This window comes from Marinomonas rhizomae, assembly GCF_024397855.1.
GTDB lineage: Bacteria > Pseudomonadota > Gammaproteobacteria > Pseudomonadales > Marinomonadaceae > Marinomonas > Marinomonas rhizomae_A.
Genome location: NZ_CP073343.1, coordinates 1,920,149 through 1,938,790, shown reverse-complemented (window position 1 = coordinate 1,938,790; position 18,642 = coordinate 1,920,149). Strand labels below are relative to the sequence as shown.

Below are 18,642 nucleotides of genomic sequence, written 5' to 3'. Positions count from 1 at the left end.
CTTCACACACTGCGTCTGACTAAAAACATGATGTCTTTTTAGAATCAGACCAACTTTTTAACTTCTTGCCACTGTTTAGACAAGCGCTTATCTGAAATTGGCTCTAATGTACCAACCGACTGCGCAAATAAAGAAATACGGTATTCCTCTAACATCCAGCGATATTTAATCAACTCTGGGTCGTACAAGGCTTTTTCGTCATGAGCTTTTTTCTGTCTAGAATAGATCTGCCAAAGGCTTTCTAATTCAGACACATATTGGTTCTCTTTGTTCAAATGATTCTGAAAACGCTCTAAGCGCACCTCAATTCCTTTGAAATAACGCGGTAATTGTCCCAGCCAAAACAGCGGTGTATTGCCAATAAAGCCAGGGTAAATAAGCTGTTGTAATTGCACTTTAATGTCACCATAAACCCGCGTCCAAGGTAAAGGAATGCTGCCCTTCATTCGCTTTGCGACCCCCTGATAAGAGGACAATACGCGATAAAGCTGCCCTGCCATATCATTCGCAACGCTTACTAATTGCGGTTTATGATTAGTGACGCAGCTTTCAAATTCCGCTTTAGTACGCGGCAAAGCTCGGCCATCTAAGAAAACCTTATCTAAAACCGCATTAAGTAAATCATCCAGCAAGGTTTCTTTTTGCCCTAATGGCGAGAATATCAACATCGACTCTCTTAAATGTGGCAAGTTCTTTTGTAAGTAACGCATCTCTTTGCTCAAGGTTAGCTTAAGTAAGGTGATCACACCTTTTCGATGCGTTTCTAATGCGGTATTTTGATCATCAAACATTTTCAATGAAACATGATCGCCTTGTGCTACCAAGGCGGGAAATGCCGTGACCTTGATGCCAGCTTGCTTGATCTCTTGGCGTTCAGGAATACCCTGCTCCGGCCAAGACGTTAAACCTTCTTGTTCATGTTGCTTGGTACCAAATTTCGCAAAACTCTCTTCAACCAAGTCACTAAACTGAGCCTGAAGCTGCGCCAAGTTTTTACCCACACCCAGCACTTTGCCGCGTTCGTCCACCACCTCTAGATTCAAGGTTAAATGAGAATCCAGCTTATCGGCATTCCATTCATTAAGCGGAATATCAATCAAGGTTTCGCGTTTAATCTGCAAGCTAAGTTGCTCAAGCAAATCGCCTCTGTCTTTTGACAAATTTGGGTATACGCGATCAACAAACTGCGGAATCGGTACAAAACGACGGCGTAGCGCTTTTGGCAACGCGCGCAGCAAGGCTTCACAGCGCTCTTTGATAAAGCCGGGGACGGCCCAACCTAGATCTTCTAAGCTCAACTGACGCAACAACCCAACAGGGACCTTTAGAGTAGCACCGTCGGCTTCTTGGCCAGGATCGAACTTGTAATCAATAGGTAGCGCAACACCGTTTAGACCAAAAGAATCTGGGAAAGCATGATCATCAACACTCACATCCTGATTGATCAAATCGTCACGAGTCATCAACAGAGCATCAGGCTCGGTTTTAACGAAATGCTCTAAACTTTTAAGGTTGCGCACGTGTTCTGGCAAGCGAGCATTATAAAAAGAGAATACCGTTTCATCATCAACCAAAATATCGCGTTTACGTAATTTAGCTTCTTGGGTTTCTAACGACTCAATCAAGGCTTTATTCTTGCGATAAAAAGCCTGCTTGGTGCGAAGTTCACCTTCCACCAGCCCAGATCGAATAAAGATCTCGCGCGCTTCTTCAGGATTCACATGGCCGTAATCAATGCGACGCTTCGCCACAATAATTAGGCCATAAAGCGAGACTTGCTCATGGGCCATGATACGGCCTTGGTTACGCTCAAAATGCGGATCAAAGTATTGGCGTTTTACAAACGGTGCGGCATATTCTTCGATCCAAGCAGGGTCGATGCGAGCCGTCACTCGCGCGTACAGCTTGCTCGTTTCAACTAACTCCGCCGCCATAATCCATTGTGGTGGTTTTTTGAATAGCATGGAGCCTGGGAAAATCGCCAATTTGCGCGAACGACACCCAAGCATTTCCTTGCTGTCTTCCATTTTATTGGCGACTTGCGTAAACATCCCCGCCAGCAAAGAACGATGAATCGCTTCATAGTGACGTTCTTCATGATGCGCTTCTTTAAAACCAAGCTGCTTACAAGCAATCATGATTTGGCGATGAATATCACGCCATTCGCGTATACGCATAAAGTTCAAAAATTGCTTACGGCAATATTGGCGTAATTGATTCTGTGACAAGGCTTGGCGCTGCTCTTCAAAGCGCTCCCACAAATTCAAGAACACAGCGAAGTCAGAATCTTCGTCTTTATCGACAGCATGAGCTTGGTCGGATTGCGTTTTCTTGTCTTGCGGACGCTCTCGAGGATCTGGAACCGATAACGCACTGACAATAATCGCCACTTCTTTGAGAACACTATGTTGCTCTGCCGCAATTAAGATACGACCTAATTTCGGGTCAATTGGCAACTTAGCCAACTGACGACCAATCGGCGTGAGTCGTTCTTTATTCAGCGCCCCCAGCTCCGTCAAAGCACGATAACCATCATTGATCATGCGCTTTTCAGGCATTTCAACGAAAGGAAACTTCTCAACAGCACCAAGCTTCAAGTTGGCCATCTGCAAAATGACCGACGCTAAGTTGGTGCGGAAAATCTCCGGATCGGTAAACTCAGAACGATTGTTAAAATCATCTTCATCATACAAGCGAATACAAATACCATCCGCTACACGACCACATCGCCCTGCTCGCTGATTCGCACTGGCTTGGCTGATTTTTTCAATGGGCAACTGCTGAACTTTAGATCGCACACTGTAACGGCTAATTCGAGCTAAACCCGGATCTATAACATACCGAATGCCCGGAACGGTTAACGAGGTTTCTGCGACGTTGGTCGACAATACAATACGACGACCTGAATAGGATTTGAAAATACGCTGCTGTTCACTGGCGCTCAATCGCGCATACAAAGGCAATACTTCAGTGCCACGCAGTTCAGCACGACGAAGAATTTCGGCGGTTTCACGAATTTCTCGCTCACCGGGCAAGAACACCAAAATATCACCCGCACCACGATAGCCAGACTGACGCTCTTCCGCGATCAATAGCTCGACCGCATCTAAAACACCTTGCTCCATGCTTTGATCTTCGTCTAGCTCTTCCGAGTCAGACTTACTTAACAAAGGCTGGTAGCGAATTTCAACCGGATAAGTTCGACCAGATACTTCGATAATAGGTGCGTTTTCAAAATGCTGGGAGAAACGTTCAACGTCGATGGTCGCAGAAGTAACAATGACTTTTAGATCTGGACGCGCTGCCAACACTTGCTTTAAATACCCAAGCAAGAAATCGATGTTTAAGCTACGTTCATGAGCTTCATCTATGATAATGGTATCGTATTTATACAGGCGCTTATCTTGCTGAATTTCGGCCAACAAGATACCGTCGGTCATCAGTTTAATCAGGGTTTCTTCATTACTTTCGTCACTAAAACGAACTTGAAAACCCACTTGTTCACCCAAGCTTACCTGCAACTCATCACTGATACGTTCAGCCACGCTGCGAGCGGCGATTCGTCTTGGTTGCGTGTGCCCAATCAAGCCCGCGATACCGCGGCCAGCCTGCAAACACATTTTAGGCAATTGCGTGGTTTTACCAGAGCCTGTTTCACCGGCAATAATCACCACTTGGTTTTCTTGAATCGCCTGGATAATTTCATCGGCGCGAGCAGCAACCGGCAAGCTTTCATCGTAGGTAATTTTTGGCATGCGAGATAAACGAGCTTGATGCAAGGTCTCAGACTTTTCGATGAGTGCATTCATTTCAGATTGCATACGGTCAAAAGGCAAACCTTCCTTTTGACGCTTGGTAAGCTGTGCTTGTTTTTGGTCAATTAGATGACGATCGCGCGTCATTAGGGCATTTGTCGGCATGATAGGTAAACTTGTATCCTTTTTACGTGGCGCAAAAAAAGTAGTGGTAATAAATAACGCGCCGTTTGTATTAGAAGCTTTGGTACAGAGCTTCAAGCGAAGCTAAGTGGTTGTACGAAAACCTCTATCTATATAGTTGTAAATTCTAACATCAATCCCAACCTAAGGGTTATAGTGAACAACATTCACGGTGCATCTAATACGATGTTGCTATTACTCTCTAAAGACCAATTAACTACAGATCAACCACAAAAAGGAAATGGTATGTCTCATCAAATCTTTGAAGATAACTCTCTTACCATTGGCAATACGCCTCTTGTACGTTTAAACCGCATCGGTAATGGAAATATTTGGGCCAAGCTCGAATCTCGCAACCCTGCTTTCTCAGTAAAATGCCGCATCGGCGCCAACATGGTGTGGGATGCAGAAAAGAAAGGCATTCTGAGCAAAGGCAAATCCATTGTCGAAGCGTCTAGCGGTAACACAGGTATTGCTTTGTGTTTCGTTGCGGCGTCTCGTGGTTACCCGATTACCATCACCATGCCATCCAGCATGAGTGTGGAACGTCGCCAAGTGATGAAAGCCTTAGGTGCGACTATCGTGCTAACAGAACCCGCGAAAGGTATGAAAGGCGCTATTGCCAAAGCCGAAGAAATTGCCCAAGACGACAAGTTCGTATTGCTGCAACAATTCGAGAACCCAGCCAACCCAGAAATTCATGAAAAAACCACTGGTCCAGAAATTTGGCAAGATACCAATGGTGAAATCGATGTATTCGTTGCTGGCGTGGGTACTGGCGGCACCATCACAGGCGTCAGCCGTTATATTAAAAACACGCAAGGCAAAGCCATTATCAGTGTCGCGGTGGAACCAACCAGTTCACCAGTTATTACGCAAACCATGAAGGGTGAAGATCCAACGCCATCACCACATAAAATTCAAGGCATAGGTGCGGGTTTCATTCCGAAGAACCTAGACCTTTCGATTGTGGATCGCGTTGAGCAAGCGTCTAACGAAGACGCCATTGCCATGGCAAAACGCCTAATGCGCGAAGAAGGCATCTTGTGTGGTATTTCTTGTGGCGCAGCAGTCGTTGCGGCAGAACGATTAGGTCAATTGGACGAATTTAAAGACAAAAAAATCGTTGTGGTATTACCTGATTCTGGTGAGCGTTACTTGTCTACCGCTTTGTTTGAGGGTGAATTCACCGACAACGAATTGGTTCAATAATTCATTATCATTGATAAAACCTCGCTTCTCCCCCTCATTAAGGGGAGAAGCGCACAGTTTCCCTTCCCTAGAGCACCATCCATATATCTCAAACCATCAAGTATGGAATCACCATTTTGTTATAATGTAACATTATGATATAAATACTTATTATCGATCCGGATAAAAACTTCTTAGAAAATAGAGAGAAGCATGAAAGACATTAAAAAGGTGTTTCGCAACCTTGAACAAACTTTACGACAGTCCAGCTGGTTTAACGACGGTTGGGAAATTTATAATCGCGGTCCCTATATTCAGCTCTACAAAGAAACATGGTACAACCATAATCAAGGAGGCGTTCATTTTGAGACCTACATTGAAGGCCCGCAAATACAAAAGAAGGCCTTTCCAGTGTGTTTGCACGCAGAAGAAGACTGCCCAAACCAACAAGCATTTATTCAAGCCTTCCTCGCACTAGAAGAAGAACGCATAAGTAATTGGAAAGACTACAAAGTGATCGGCGAAGGCCATGATATTTGTTACCGCAGCTTACCTTTGAACTTTAAAAATCTAGAGCAACGGCTTCTTGAAGAATTCAATAGGCTGCGTCAGCTTGAAACCAGCATTGAGAATGCATTGCGCCAAGTGGCCTAATGCTATCGTCACACATAATTATGAGATAATGGCCAGCTCGAACGGCAACGTTACTTTGGCCACACGTTATCCCCGTCATAGCCGCCAGACAAACCAAAAAGGGACACCATGAAGGATCATATCAAAACCATTCCAACTAACATCATTACTGGTTTTCTAGGTGTTGGTAAAACCACCGCCATCAATAGCCTTCTTGCCAACAAACCCGAAAGCGAATCATGGGCCATCTTAGTGAACGAGTTTGGTCAAGTAGGCATTGATCAAGAAATGATGCCAGAGCAAGAAGGGCTGTTCGTTAAAGAGCTACCTGGAGGTTGCATCTGTTGTGCTCTAGGCTCCGCTTTAACTCCCACTTTAAAAGCACTGATTGAGCAAACTCATCCTGATCGATTAATCATTGAGCCAACGGGGATCGGTCACCCAGAAGGCATTATAGATATCTTGATGAGCGTAAGTTTTATGGACAAACTCGATCTACGCGCTACTATTTGTTTGCTCGACCCACGTTCATTGGAACAGCAAGAAGTGCTCGACAGCGAAACGTTTCACGACCAGCTTAACCTTGCAGACGTGATACTAATCAACAAATGCGACCTTGCTGAAGAATCCCAGATCGAAGTAGTCGAAAACAGCCTCAACCAGATGTTTCCACCGAAGCAGCATATTGCCCGCACTACTCGCGGCGTAATCGACTCGTCGTTATTGGACATTGTCCGTAATGGCCAACTCAAAGCTCAGTTTCCAGAAGCTCATGCTCATCACCATCATTCCCACGAGCATCAGGATAACGCGCTCCCAGAGCCACACAAGCCGATCCGGAAAACAGGCCATGGCAGCGGACTCTTCAGCTGTGGCTGGGTATTTCACCATGAGGACTGTTTTGATTACTGGGCGCTAGAGAAAATATTAAATGGATTGGAAGGCATCAGCCGAATCAAAGGCGTCATTCGAATCGGCCACGCTTGGGTGTTCTTCAACCGCGTCAAAGATGAACACGATTTCGATAAAGTTGCTTACCGCCGCGATTCTCGTATCGAAATCATCTGCCCACGAGAACTGGATTGGGAGCAAATCGAAAAAGACATGCTGGCCTGTCAAATTAGTTAAATTCACCGACAACGAATTGGTGCAGTAAAATAACCCAGCTAGAAAACTAAAATCCCTAATGTCTTCAAGGTGAGGTTCAGGAGGTCATTTCTTAAAGAAGAAAAGTCTAATTAATGCGGTTTTTTAGTACCGTAACGAACCATGTCTTTGCCATTCTCAAAGACTTCGGTCGTCACATAACGCCCTAACACCAACTGTTGATTATCATCAAGCACTGCCACAAACGGACGACCATTGGCATTGTTTGTCGCCAACGCCACACCCGATACGTTATCAAGGCCCAAACCACCAACCTCAACCAAACGTAAAAACGTCTCAAGCTCGTCTAAGGTTTCGATCACATCGTTATCATTAATCATTCTTACTACTCTGTTACACCAATAATGGCGCTAGGATAACAGTTCTGAGAGCGAGAGAAAAATGGGAAGCCCATCAAAAGTGCCGAGCACTAGCAATTCCTAACAACCGATTTAAGACTTTTTCTACTACTAGTAAGCATGATTTTTTGGAGGCCCTAGATAAACTCTAAGTGCCTGACAATACAACCACAGCAATCAAGTAACATCGAGCTACGCTTTATTATTAACCTAGGACCACTCTTCTTTCTGATTATTTACTTATTTTAACCACAAAACCTCAAATAAATTTAGTTACGGTGAAGGTGTTATATAAACAAAGTCTATTTTCCATAGGAGAAGTTTATGAGTTTTGAAAATAAAGTCGTACTAATAACAGGTGCCACTGGCGGTATTGGTATCGCTGCTGCAAAAAAGTTCGCTGCCGCTGGCGCGCATCTCGCATTGGTTGACTTATCAAAGGCAGCCTTGGAAAAAGTCTCAACAAATATCAATGGAGAAATACTACTAATAGATGCCGATGTATCTAACGAAAAAGATGTTGAAAACTATGTACAAAATACGCTAGATAAATTTGGTAAAATAGACGTGTTTGTAAACAACGCAGGTATTAATGGCGATTTCGCAAATATTGTTGACCAGACCGTCGAGAACTACAAAAAAGTCATGAACGTTAACCTAATAGGCGCCTTCCTTGGACTAAAATATGTGATGAAAGCAATGATTGAGCAAGAAAGTGGTGTCATTGTGAACACAGCATCAAATGGTGGTTTATTAGGAGCTCCTGGCATGAGCGCCTATGTATCGTCTAAGCACGCTTTAATCGGCTTAAGCAAAACCGCTGCACTTGAAGCGGCGCCTTATAATATCCGGGTCAATTCCGTAGCCCCTTCTGGCGTAGATACCGCAATGATGCGCTCCATTGAGACAAACTCTGCGAAAGGCCATGAGAATGAAGCGAGAGAAGCATTCGAAGCTGCAGTACCATTGAAGCGTTATGCAAGAGCTGATGAAATAGCCAACTTGATGTACTTCCTAGCGTCTGACGAGGCATCTTTTATCACTGGCGCCTACTACCGTATTGATGGCGGTGGCGGCGCGTCTTCCGTTTAATTCTACTGCCCAACAGAGTAAATACTGAACTAAAAACCCACTGAATGATGTAATCAATCATTATCAAAAACATTGAATACCCAAGCTTTCGGTGGATTTTTTATTAACACCCTACGCACCCTTTCAAATCTCTGAGTAACCCCCCATTAACAATGACCTATAACCCACCCTTTTTAATAAAACTAAAGGTGAAATATGTAGCATTGTATTGGTGTGTTTAATTATCTGCCTAAGTTATAGAAAAGTCAGTGCTGGCAGCTTGCATTAGAGTCGCTTTGTATATGCGTGGGGCTTGGTTAGATCGATGTTGGAGTCGAAGCACCACTTTGTTTATCCACTATAAACCTCAATGTTTCCATCAGACTCTTAGATATCTTGTAATTTTATGACATAATGTGGTGCATCAGTCGCAGGGGGTTATTTCCTTATGTCGCGACGCTTTTTTGAACTTATTCGATAGTAGAAGAATGTCACTAAATAATGGGTCTAACCCAGTAAATTCAAGCGCAGAGCTTGATCGTCGATTTTCCATCGCACCCATGATGGATTGGAACTACTTTAAAAAAAATCTATTACTTTCAATAAATTAAATATCATTAATTTTCTTTTTAGCACTTTTTTAGCATTTCATAAAAATTTTATCTCTTTTTTTTAGCATTTCGATTCAAAACGCCCTTCTGCTATGTAATGATTAATCACGTTCAAGGAATGGACGAATCCAACGTCAAGGAGACAACATGGAACAATTACAGCAACTTCTCACCGATCTAGAATGCATTTCCCTTGCTGATATCTCAGCGATACCAGAAGCCAATCAGCATGTAATAGCAGAGCGTTTAGAGCAGTTACAAGACGACCTCAAATCCGTGTTGAGCAGCAATGATGGATAGCTAACAAATCTTTTCAATTCTGTAACCTAACATTCAACAACACTGCCCTACAATCTAACCAAATAATCAATATTTAGAGGTTGGTATGTGGCGCGGTGTTTTTTTGTTTCTTATGTTTGTCTCGGTTTATGCATCGGCGGGATATTACGATGGTACAGAAGGGTTAACGGGGGAAGCACTAAAGACAAAGCTTCACACTATTATCGATGGTCAAAAGGCGCTTAAGTACACACAGAGCGGCAATACAGATTGGTATGATGGTGTGAAAGTAGATGTGTGGGAAGCTCTGGTTTACACCGATTCTGCTTGCCCTGATGACAAGCCTAAGTGTGGTTTAGTGCAAATGCTCTACCTAGATGATGTAAGGCGCATTGACCAGGCAAACAGAGGCAAGAGCAAAGACGATGCTTGGGATAGAGAACACGTATGGCCAAAATCACGCGGTTTTAGGAAACAAAGCCAAGATGGTTACACCGATCTGCACCACTTACGCCCTGCTGACCGCAATATAAACGGCGCGCACAGTAACTATGGATACGGCATGGGCGGCGAACCGGTATATGACGAGCTGGCCGACGGCAGCAAAGTGCTGTCTGGCGCCTACCTAGACAAAAACAAAGAATCCTTCGAACCAACCGACCGCGCCAAAGGCCAAATCGCCCGTATGGTGTTCTACATGGCCACCCGCTACGAAACAGGCGACAACGCCTCACCAGAAAACATGCCTGACCTGCACATCGTGAAAGGCAACAGCAAACAAAGCAAAGAACCGACCATAGGCGATCTATGTACACTGGTGAAATGGAATGAAGAGTTTACCGTCACTGACTTTGAAAAACGCCGTAACGACCGAGTGCAGGAAATACAGGGCAATCGAAACCCCTTTATCGATCATCCTGAGTTTGTGGATGTGATATGGGCAAATAAGTGCTCATAAAAACATTAAGGATGAGGGTCAGATGATACATTGCTAATTTTCATCTGACCCCAAATTCTCAAATTCTGTCGCCTCGGGCGGTGTATCAGCTGTAACTAGAGCTCCCGTATCTTTCCACCACTTGCTGAGTTGTTAACATTTATGTATGGCATCAACTCAGACTGCACCCAAACCTTTGCGCCAGTACCAGTTAGTTTCAAGTTGATTTTTTGGCCACGACTAATATAAATCGTACTTTCAGCATTTGTACTACTGACTTGAGCTCCTGAAAAAGGAGCGTCATCAGGCCCTATTAATATTTTTACTTCTGCACCAGTACCAGATACCAATAGTTCAGGGTTAGGTAATAATGATTGATAAAATGATGTTAAATTACTTGAAGCGGTATCAACGACACTGCTCGATGATGCCATGGGGAAAAGCCAAGTACCTAACGCAACAATTATGCTAGTAAACCAAAACCAAAATTCTTTCTTTTTTATCACTCTAAACTCCATGAGATATTGCACTTTTGTTATTCCTTGATACTAAGCACTTCCCCCCCTTCTGCCAATTAAAATCCCTCAAACCACCTCACTAGCCACAACCGTACACCGATACCCTGCTTTGCTGTCGCCTCTTGCGGTGACTTTGTCGATGGACCAGTTGCCTTTCATTTCGGGTGGGAAGGTGTCGTTTAGGGTGAGGATGCCTTCTGCGACGAGTTGGGTTGCCCGTACCTAGTCAATAAGAGCGTCGAGGGTTACGCTGGTGCCTTGGCGTTGGCTTTTGATGAGGTCATCTTGGCAGGCTTGTTGGGCGGTGGTTGGGTTGTCGTAGCTTTAATCTATTTGTGTAAAATGAAAAACTAATCTATTTTTCATCTGCCCCCAAATTTCTTATTAGTTTTTTCGATGCCAAACATAACAATCTAGACCCATCCCATCTAAACTATGAGTTACTTCAAGCATTTTAGAGCAACCATTGCACTTACATATATACTTAACTGAGCCACCAATTGCTTTTGAAAGCTCCGATATCTCTATTAAGCCATCATCATTTTCATTTAAAGGATCAACTTCTAAGTACTTATACCGAACGCAATAGCATTTATGTTCATTAAGATCATTCAAATATTTATTTAAATAATCCATACATCCCAATATGCTTTGCCTGTCTTCACTCGCTGCCCAAGTCTCAGGCAACGATAACTTTTTGAATGAATCAATGTGTTCACATAGAGATTTCAACACATCTATATCCGTTATACTTATTATTTCATAAGCTTCAATTTTTTCAGGTTCAATCTTAAATTCATCAGATTCACCTTCTTTCAGAAGCTTTATGAGTTTATCTGTATCCATAACTTTTCTTATAGCCTAACATTCTAATAATACACATGCGCATTTAATCTTTTATCTACAGCCTGTTATTTCTAGGCTATAAACCCTTATTCCTTGATACTAAGCACTTTCACACTTTCTGCCAACAAAAAATCCCTCAAACCACCTCACTAGCCACAACCGAACACCGATACCCTGCTTTGCTGTCGCCTCGTGCGGTGACTTTGTCGATGGACCAGTTGCCTTTCATTTCGGGTGGGATGGTGTCGTTTAGGGTGAGGATGCCTTCTGCGACGAGTTTGGGGTTGCCTAGTAAGTCGAGGGTGACGCTGGAGCCTTGGCGTTGGCTTTTGATGAGGTCGTCTTGGCAGGCTTGTTGGGCGGTGGTTGGGTTATCGTAGTCTATTGGGGTCACATGAAAATTAAGCTATTTTTCATCTGACCCCAAATTCGCATGAAAATTAAGCTATTTTTCATCTGACCCCAAATTCGAACAAAGTTAAGGGCTATTTTTCATCTGACCCCGAACTCAATGTTGTTGAGCAGTTGGTACTTGTCGGTTTCCGCTAGTGCTAGGTTGTCTGTGGTTGGTTTTGCCCGTGGAGCTGTTTGGAGTAGATGAAGACTAGGTGCTATTTTTCATCTGACCCCAAATGCCGGAGTTCAGATTGCAGGCGCTTATTAAGTGCTATTTCCAGAACTGCCACCATTTTTTAGTAGCCACTTCACCGAATAAGTCACCTTTAGTTATATCTTTGAATATTCCAATTTCTTCATCTTGATCGTCATATACCATAGATATGCTAGAACCAACTAAAACTCGATACACGATACCGGTTCCTTCAAATTCTTCCCCATTGGCTGACTGCATCATATTTTTCTTTTCAGCGCCTACATGAAAAGCAATCTGAGGACAATTTTCACCATCAATATTCCCTGAGCTGATAGTGTGATAACCACCATAATCTTGTCCGATTCGTTTACATATCTCAGTTATAAATAATTCCGTTTTAGCTATATCTAACACTTTCAACTCCTATCTCGGCACTTAGCGCCTCAAACACCGGCTTGGTAAAGTTGGCGACTTTTGCGCGCTAAGCGGAAAAGGTGACAAGGTTTGCGCAAAACTTTAAGACTAGGCACTATTTTCATCTGACCCCGAACTCCATTTTTCCGCTAGTGCTAGGTTGTCTGTGGTTGTTTTTGCTCGTGGAGCTGTTTGGAGTAGATGAAGGCTAGGCGCTATTTTTCATCTGACCCCAAACCTAAATATAACGTAGTTATACTAAGCTTTATTAGCCCGTACTTCCGATTTAGGTCGATTACTATTTTCAAAAGCATCTTTTACGATGATGGCATCATTAGAATTAGATACAACCTTCAAATCCCACAACCTATTTTCTAACAGCACCATTCTATTTCTTAAATCAGAATTTTCTTTTTCCAATTTCTTAATATTCTGCATCAAAATAATATCGTTGCTTTTTGACTTTTCTATACTCTTTGAATGTTGGGTTAAAGATTTTTTAATCGAACCAATAGTTTCTTCTAGATTACTCCAAAGTTCACCTTTTCTGAATATATCACGAATTGATATTCTCATATGCCACCACCATTTTGGGGTGACCAAGAAGAAAATTCAGAAGCAAGAATGGCGAACTCAGCATCTAGTGAACGCTCCTTCATCAAGAATTCATTGTGATCTTTATCAATAGCAGTTTTCATTTCATTGATATTTAGTACTGCTGCACGATATTCCTGCTCATCAATAAAATCGTAATCATCTTCGTTTTGCACCAGTTGTTTTTTATATGGATGTCTTACTTGAAATGTGAGCACTTTTTCCGTATCTGGTATATTTTGTGATGTATGCCTTCTTACAAATAAGGTTTGAAAATTTACATTAGGGTGATCAAGTAGGTTCCATGTATCATTTTCACTTATTTCTTTAGATTGGGTGGCATCTATCCATTTAAAGGAGTGCTCTTCATTTTGATCTTTTAAAGAGCTATTTTTTTCAATTCTACTTTCTTCAGGATCATGTTCTTGCATAATTATATCCCTGTCTATAAATCTAAACTAATATTAAAATAGTGCACATATGAATTTATAAAATTCCAAAAAATTCTGTTGTGCACCGTAAGTAACTAAATCAAAGTTACTTTATTAAATCACTCACTGAAGCTGAAAAATCGGGCATGCGCGTTTACACATTCATTGATACTAAAAGACTTTCTCGATTCCTACCAGTCTAAAAAGCAACTAAAGCCCACTAATCTGTGGGCTTTTTGTTAACCACTGCTTAGAAGTCTACAAAGTTGCGTTGGGCGATGTCTTTGACGCGGGTGATGTTGTCGTTTACCCAGTCTGGTGTTTGCAGTCGTGCTATTTGCTGTTGGTACATGCGGATGGCTTGGATTAGGTCGATGAGTTCTTTTGATGGAACGACGACGGGGTCGCTTTGTATCTGCATGGATTTGACGATGTTGTTGAGCAGTTGGTACTTATCCTTTTCCGCTAGTGCTAGGTTGTCTGTGGTGGCGGGAAGGTGTTTTTGCTCGTTGAGTTGTTTTTCCATTTGGTTGAAGGCGTTGATGTAGGCTTCTTTGAATTGGGCGGCTTTGGTGCCGGTGAAGCCCATGGCCAAGAAGACGAAGCCGTCGCGGGTGATGCGATACATAGGGCGAGTCTTGTCTTGTTCATCTTTGTATTCAGCCAACGCAAAATTGCGTTCGCTGAATTCTGCACTGCAACCAAGGTTTTCTACGCGACGTAATATGTCTGCATGTCGTTTGCCAAAATGCTTGGCGAGGTCGGTCGAGGTGGTGGTGATTTGATCGTTGGTGATTTGTACAACGGGTGCGTCATTGCTTGAGATAATGTCCATAGCCATGTTTGGCCTCCTGTGTATGAAGTTAACCACCTCGTGAGGTTCGAATCTCAATAAGGTGGTGGATCTAAATCAGGTTCGAACTACCGCCACAGGAACGGCCAACCCGAAGGTTGCCCAACAAAGACCCACCATAACAGGCAAATCTCGGCCACAAAAAAACACGCTCTGCGTGTTTTAGGCCGCTGTGTAAACGGGGTTCGAATCCCGGCACTGGATTTTGCCAGTGCAAGGAGAATGTTAGATCAAGATGCGGGTGGGGTCAATGTATACAGGATTAGTAATTTGATGAAAATAGAAATTAATTGGACTCTTTATTCCATTTTATTTTAAAAGCAACTTTATCTCCATCTAGCTTTAAAAACATAGATTCGTGAATTTTAATCTGAGTACCTATAGAATATTTTGCTTTCTCATCTATAGCTATAAAAATTTGTTTTTCTGATTCACTATAAATAGATATCAATCTTTCTAAAGCTGGAACATCCATATTCTTGAACAATATACTATCGTGAATCAGACAAGGAAGAATTGTATTTTCTAGATAGGTTAGATCTAAGCAAATCATATTAGAATAACCTTTACCCGTACCCCTATCATCTCCTCTGTGAAAAATATAATCTGTCTTCCCAAAAGAAATCTTAGGTTCAATCGGATTATTCAAATATATTCTTTTAATAAACCTAGCCATTCCCTCATTAATAATATTCTCAATGCTTTCTATTGAACTTGATATCATATGATGGATATCATTTTTAATGTTTTTTAAATCTTCATTGGCATCATCAAGCTTCATTTTAAAATCATTTTGCAACTTAAGCTCTTTATCAAAATTACCAAGCTCCATCAACCTCTCTAAAAGAACAGCAGTTTCTTCTTTAGAGCCTGCTACTTTAAGAATCTCCTCATCAATGCCTTTAATTTCCGAATCACAAAGATTTTTACTAGCAATCACCCTTTTCTTTTCTTCTAACAACTGATTCTTAAGTATTTTTGTAATACCATTATGAAACCCTTCAACTTGAGATAATTTTTCTTTGCTTATTTCAGGGAAAAATTCAATAACAGAGTTAAAACTATCACTATTTCTTACAATATTATCTGATAGATTTGACTCTAGCCTTTGTAATGTAAGGTTGAAATCATTCTTTAATTCTACCAATCTATCTTTTTCAAGTTTTAAAAGCAGATTTCTTTCATTGATAATTGATTTTATATCTGTAACATTTGACTTTAAGGATGTTTTTATTTGTTCGATTTCTCTTGAAAAGTCGTCAAGTTTCAAAAAGTTCTTTTTTAATTCAGTCTTATTAAGCTTTTTAACAGCACCTGATCTGAAAGTTCCCTCTATAGATTTCTTTTCATTTACAGCTTTAGTTTTCTTATCCTCAAGTTCTTCAATAATTTTAAATTTTCCAAATATCTTTAGCTGACGCTTTCTAATTGCCTCCCAGCTCTCTTTTCTAACTATGTCTAATGGTCGATTGTCATTGTAGTTATCTCTTTGGTAGATTCTAAAAAAACCACTTACACACTCCCTAAATGAAGCGTCTCCAAGATCATGAAGATACTTATCCTTAAGAAACGTATTATATTGTTTATTAGTTATATAATCTTGGAATTCTACTCTGTAAATCTGATCTAAGTTGTCAGTATCTCTTATAAATGAATAAACTTTGTCAAATTCGAATTCTATACCAATTTTAAAATGCCCAACATTACGTATTACATCATCGCATTTATTTGGAAAATCACTTCCACCAAAAGCAAAATCAATAAGCATAAGAATCGAGGATTTTCCAATGGAGTTGTGTGCATCATCTGCGCCCACCACAGAATTAAAACCTTTTTTAAAAACTATAGGGGTTTTAATTAACTCTTCACAAGAAATCGATTTAAGCATATTTAATCACCCCATTATCCTTATCCAAAACTATCTTCCCTAAAACAAACAACAAATCCAATACATCAATAAAATCTGACATATCTAAAAACAATTTCTTTTCCACCTCATAAATGTCTTCAACAGAAACACCATCGTTTAATCTAGAAAGTAATAATGAGGCTCTATAAACACAGCTATCATTTATTGAAATAGTTTTATTCGGAACAAACATTAGGAATAAACCTCACAATTCTGGATAAAATATGAAACTAAAACCTCAGCTTTAGATCGGTCAAAAATCCCTGTATTAGTCATAAACCACTCAGTCATTTTATCAAAAATCTGATCTTGATTAAAACCTTTCATTTCCAAAATAGCATAATAACTTTTCACTTGAGAACAAATAACTTTAGACTTAGCTTTTTCAAGTCTTTCAAGATCTTTTAGTGTTTCTTTTATTGGAACATAAAAACCAACTATATAACTAGAAACTTTCATTTCATTTATATAGCTAAATGTATCATCTTTTTTTTCATCAAGATTCAATGCATCATATGAAAGCTTAGTACTTTCAATATCTTTTGGACTTAAAGAACCAATTTTATTTGAAACAATCAAAATATCTTTATGTAAGGTCTGATCATTCCACAAAGTAGAAAGCTCTTTTATTTTATTTAATTCTTTTTTTATACTAACTAACTGTCTATATTCTTCGACTGTTTTTTTAGTATCATATATCTTGTGACAAGTTCTACACAAGACAATGAAATTCTCTTCACAATCAATATTATCAGAAAGAAGCTCTTCGTCTTTAAGGATTTTCATCTCATGTTCAGTTGCATGAAGAGGGTAAATATGTGCTACATCAAAGACCCTAACATCCTTATCATTTTTTTTTGCAAGCAAATTCCTTCTGCAAAGAGGACATGATCCATGAATATCACAAAGCAAACTCATTTTTACTGTATCGCTTACATTTGCACGCCTTGTTTTTACTGACAAACTCCAAACTCCTTCTGTAGAGCGTTATGAACTATAAATTAAAACAGTAAATTAAAAAAAGGCGTCATCTAGGCCTTTTTACTACCATAAAAATAATTTATTAACCGATAAAAATAGATATTAGTATAAAATCATTTCTATTTTATACTAAAGCCCTTCCTCCTCCAGCACCAGAAAAACCTTACAAATCACTGACAAATCTCATCACTATGAATTCCACTTATCCGTCAAGCTCCCATCGGCCCTTGTGGCAACGTCCATGTTGCCCATCATTCCCTGTACAAATTCGGCTTTGAGTCTTTCTATCACTTGGTCGCTGAGTTGTTGGTCGTATTGAGTCGATTTTTTAGATCTGCTTACATTGCACGCTACAGTTGTAGCCGCTGCGCTTTGTGATTTCGTGCTCTACTCGATCGATTAGCCATTTGGCGTTGATGCCGGTACGAAAGCCGCTGACGTTTATTGCACCGCCTGCCACCAGATACGGATTACCAACCACAGCCAATTCGAGGCGTTGCTCATTACGTTGGGTGCGTTTGTATTCTGCATCCGCAGCGGCTTGGGCTTCGTCTTGTGTCGCGTAGGTTTTGGTGAGTCGCTTGGCGGGTTCGCCTGTGCCGACTTTTATTTCGAGTGTTTTGGCCGTTTGAATGTCGCGATAGCGCGCAATGACGCTGCCCGATTTAACGCGACGGCTGATCAACAATCGGTGACCACCTGTTTGCTCGCGCGTGTAGTCCACATCAGGAATGCTGGTGCCTGTTGCTGTTGTAAGCTCGCCGCGCTTTGCGAATACGAGATAGTCTCCGCTTGGCTTGGCGATGGCGTCGTATTGTTTGGCTAGTCGAGTGAGTAACGCCATGTCGCTTTCGTTCACTTGATCGATGTGCGGCAATACGATGGTGGCCAGTTCGACGGCTATTGTTGCGATTATTCCGTGCTCTACGCCAATGATACGGACGAGATCACCCAGTATGGTTTTGGCTTCCCATGATCGCGTTTTCTGCGTCGTCATGAGTACTTTCGCGCCTTGTACTCCTTCGGTTTGCACGACTGCCCTAGCACGGATATTGACGGTATCTGGTGCGCCGCTGATCTCGATCTCGTCGATAATGTATTTGCCCATGTCAACGAGTGTACCGTCATAGCCGAGCGAGACTTGCAGCTCTGTTCCGGGGTCGGGTATTTCAAGGGGCACTTCGCCATGGTCAGATAATGTAATATCCACTTCATCGGCGCTGTCACCTGATTCGTCCGTGAGTCTTAGGCTGATTAATCGCTCGTTTATCTTGCTTGTGATGTCTGCGCCGTTGGCTTTGATTGTAAAGCTTGGGGCAACGTCTACACCGCCGATCAA

At 41.6% G+C, this 18,642-nt stretch carries 19 protein-coding genes; 6 read left to right on the top strand and 13 right to left on the bottom strand.

Features of this window, described 5'->3' with window-relative positions; genetic code table 11:
• Window positions 1–44: 44 nt before the first annotated feature.
• On the bottom strand, window positions 45–3,920 hold the full coding sequence (hrpA, locus tag KDW99_RS09125) for an ATP-dependent RNA helicase HrpA (protein WP_255828991.1): 3,876 nt from the start codon (window positions 3,918–3,920) through the stop codon (window positions 45–47).
• Window positions 3,921–4,184: 264 nt separating this feature from the next.
• Between hrpA and cysK the strand changes: the two genes are divergently transcribed.
• The 3 genes from cysK to KDW99_RS09110 all read left to right on the top strand — a co-directional run bounded on the left by cysK (window position 4,185) and on the right by KDW99_RS09110 (window position 6,890).
• Window positions 4,185–5,150 (top strand): cysteine synthase A, encoded by a 966-nt coding sequence (gene cysK / locus KDW99_RS09120; protein ID WP_255828990.1) that lies wholly within the window; start codon window positions 4,185–4,187, stop codon window positions 5,148–5,150.
• Between the two features lie 192 nt (window positions 5,151–5,342).
• The gene (locus KDW99_RS09115; protein ID WP_255828989.1) at window positions 5,343–5,783 is read left to right on the top strand and encodes a hypothetical protein; all 441 of its coding nucleotides are present in this window, start codon (window positions 5,343–5,345) and stop codon (window positions 5,781–5,783) included.
• A gap of 108 nt (window positions 5,784–5,891) precedes the next feature.
• Window positions 5,892–6,890 carry a CobW family GTP-binding protein gene (locus KDW99_RS09110; RefSeq protein ID WP_255828988.1) on the top strand — a complete coding sequence of 333 codons (999 nt, stop codon included), beginning with the start codon at window positions 5,892–5,894 and terminating at the stop codon, window positions 6,888–6,890.
• Between the two features lie 110 nt (window positions 6,891–7,000).
• On the opposite strand, the gene KDW99_RS09105 is transcribed toward KDW99_RS09110, so the two are convergent.
• A complete protein-coding gene (locus KDW99_RS09105; protein ID WP_255828987.1) occupies window positions 7,001–7,249 on the bottom strand; it encodes a hypothetical protein in 249 nt (82 codons plus the stop codon).
• A 342-nt stretch (window positions 7,250–7,591) separates the two neighbouring features.
• Between KDW99_RS09105 and KDW99_RS09100 the strand changes: the two genes are divergently transcribed.
• The 3 genes from KDW99_RS09100 to KDW99_RS09090 all read left to right on the top strand — a co-directional run bounded on the left by KDW99_RS09100 (window position 7,592) and on the right by KDW99_RS09090 (window position 10,186).
• Window positions 7,592–8,359 carry an SDR family NAD(P)-dependent oxidoreductase gene (locus KDW99_RS09100; protein ID WP_255828986.1) on the top strand — a complete coding sequence of 256 codons (768 nt, stop codon included), beginning with the start codon at window positions 7,592–7,594 and terminating at the stop codon, window positions 8,357–8,359.
• Between the two features lie 737 nt (window positions 8,360–9,096).
• Window positions 9,097–9,249: a hypothetical protein gene (locus KDW99_RS09095; RefSeq protein ID WP_255828985.1), complete on the top strand. Its 153-nt coding sequence runs from the start codon at window positions 9,097–9,099 to the stop codon at window positions 9,247–9,249.
• 85 nt (window positions 9,250–9,334) lie between these two features.
• Window positions 9,335–10,186, top strand: a complete 852-nt coding sequence (locus KDW99_RS09090; RefSeq protein ID WP_255828984.1) for an endonuclease I family protein — start codon at window positions 9,335–9,337, stop codon at window positions 10,184–10,186.
• A gap of 95 nt (window positions 10,187–10,281) precedes the next feature.
• Here KDW99_RS09090 and KDW99_RS09085 read toward each other — a convergent pair whose 3' ends face one another.
• From KDW99_RS09085 to KDW99_RS09035, 11 genes are all read right to left on the bottom strand, one after another.
• Window positions 10,282–10,671 carry a hypothetical protein gene (locus KDW99_RS09085; protein ID WP_255828983.1) on the bottom strand — a complete coding sequence of 130 codons (390 nt, stop codon included), beginning with the start codon at window positions 10,669–10,671 and terminating at the stop codon, window positions 10,282–10,284.
• A gap of 396 nt (window positions 10,672–11,067) precedes the next feature.
• On the bottom strand, window positions 11,068–11,529 hold the full coding sequence (locus KDW99_RS09080; protein ID WP_255828982.1) for a hypothetical protein: 462 nt from the start codon (window positions 11,527–11,529) through the stop codon (window positions 11,068–11,070).
• 136 nt (window positions 11,530–11,665) lie between these two features.
• A complete protein-coding gene (locus tag KDW99_RS09075) occupies window positions 11,666–11,923 on the bottom strand; it encodes a hypothetical protein (RefSeq protein ID WP_255828981.1) in 258 nt (85 codons plus the stop codon).
• Window positions 11,924–12,196: 273 nt separating this feature from the next.
• Complete coding sequence (locus KDW99_RS09070) at window positions 12,197–12,535, bottom strand: hypothetical protein (protein WP_255828980.1); 339 nt, start codon at window positions 12,533–12,535, stop codon at window positions 12,197–12,199.
• A gap of 258 nt (window positions 12,536–12,793) precedes the next feature.
• Complete coding sequence (locus tag KDW99_RS09065; RefSeq protein WP_255828979.1) at window positions 12,794–13,111, bottom strand: hypothetical protein; 318 nt, start codon at window positions 13,109–13,111, stop codon at window positions 12,794–12,796.
• Window positions 13,108–13,560, bottom strand: a complete 453-nt coding sequence (locus KDW99_RS09060; RefSeq protein WP_255828978.1) for a hypothetical protein — start codon at window positions 13,558–13,560, stop codon at window positions 13,108–13,110. Before KDW99_RS09060 ends, KDW99_RS09065 begins: the two co-directional genes overlap by 4 nt.
• Before the next feature lie 250 nt (window positions 13,561–13,810).
• A complete protein-coding gene (locus KDW99_RS09055) occupies window positions 13,811–14,401 on the bottom strand; it encodes a Rha family transcriptional regulator (protein WP_255828977.1) in 591 nt (196 codons plus the stop codon).
• 298 nt (window positions 14,402–14,699) lie between these two features.
• On the bottom strand, window positions 14,700–16,301 hold the full coding sequence (locus KDW99_RS09050; protein WP_255828976.1) for a DUF2326 domain-containing protein: 1,602 nt from the start codon (window positions 16,299–16,301) through the stop codon (window positions 14,700–14,702).
• Complete coding sequence (locus tag KDW99_RS09045; RefSeq protein WP_255828975.1) at window positions 16,294–16,515, bottom strand: ABC-three component system middle component 7; 222 nt, start codon at window positions 16,513–16,515, stop codon at window positions 16,294–16,296. The genes KDW99_RS09050 and KDW99_RS09045 overlap by 8 nt, the downstream gene beginning before the upstream one ends.
• Window positions 16,515–17,285, bottom strand: a complete 771-nt coding sequence (locus KDW99_RS09040; RefSeq protein ID WP_255828974.1) for an ABC-three component system protein — start codon at window positions 17,283–17,285, stop codon at window positions 16,515–16,517. Before KDW99_RS09040 ends, KDW99_RS09045 begins: the two co-directional genes overlap by 1 nt.
• Window positions 17,286–17,631: 346 nt before the next feature.
• On the bottom strand, window positions 17,632–18,336 hold the full coding sequence (locus tag KDW99_RS09035; RefSeq protein WP_255828973.1) for a contractile injection system protein, VgrG/Pvc8 family: 705 nt from the start codon (window positions 18,334–18,336) through the stop codon (window positions 17,632–17,634).
• Window positions 18,337–18,642 lie beyond the last annotated feature (306 nt).